At 76.5% G+C, this 715-nt stretch carries 1 protein-coding gene; it reads right to left on the reverse strand.

Going from position 1 to position 715, the window contains the following annotated elements:
- Positions 1–715, reverse strand: a 715-nt coding sequence (locus tag F2B26_RS16590) for a transcription antitermination factor NusB (RefSeq protein ID WP_328698709.1), incomplete at both ends; no start/stop codon positions are given.

Genomic DNA, 715 nt, shown 5'->3' on the forward strand with positions numbered 1-715 from the left:
GGGGCGCCGGTGGGCAGCCGGACGGCCGTCGGGGCGAGCCGACCGGGCTCGCCGTGCACCGTCGCGGACAGGTCGGCGGCCTCGATCAGACCCGGCCGGGCGACGAGGGTCACGTGGGGTGCGTCGTCATCCGCGGCGAGCAGGTCGGTGATCTCCTGCGCCGACCGGCCGTGCCCGACGAGCCCCTGGCGCAGCGCCCGCACGATCCACTCCGGGTGGCTCCAGACGGCGGCGAGCTGCGCGGTCTCGTCGGGACCCGCGGCCTGCTCGAGGCGGGTCCGCCAGGTCGGCCAGTCGTCCGAGGCCACCTTGCGGAGCACGGCGTTGACGAGCTGGGCCGAACCGGTGCCGACCTGCTCGCGGGCCAGCGCGACCGTCGCCGACACGCCCGCGTGGGCAGGCACCCGCATCGAGAGCAGCTGGTGGCAGCCCAGCCGGAGCAGGTCTTGGACGGCCGGGTCGAGCTGGGCGAGCGGCCGGTCGACGACGTGGGTGAGCACGGCGTCGTAGCGTCCCCGCAGACGGAGCGTGCCGTAGGCGAGCTCCGTCGCGAACCCCGCGTCCCGGCCCTCGATCGAGCGCTGTGCCAGCAGCGACGGCAGCACGAGGTTGGCGTAGGCGTCGGAGCCGTCCACCTGGCGCAGCGTGTCGTAGGCCGCCGTGCGCGCAGGGTCACCGGACCGGGCCCGCTGGGCGGGCGTGGCGCGGGTCCGCT

The sequence above is a fragment of the Cellulomonas citrea genome (assembly GCF_009829685.1).
In the GTDB taxonomy this organism is placed as follows: domain Bacteria; phylum Actinomycetota; class Actinomycetes; order Actinomycetales; family Cellulomonadaceae; genus Cellulomonas; species Cellulomonas citrea.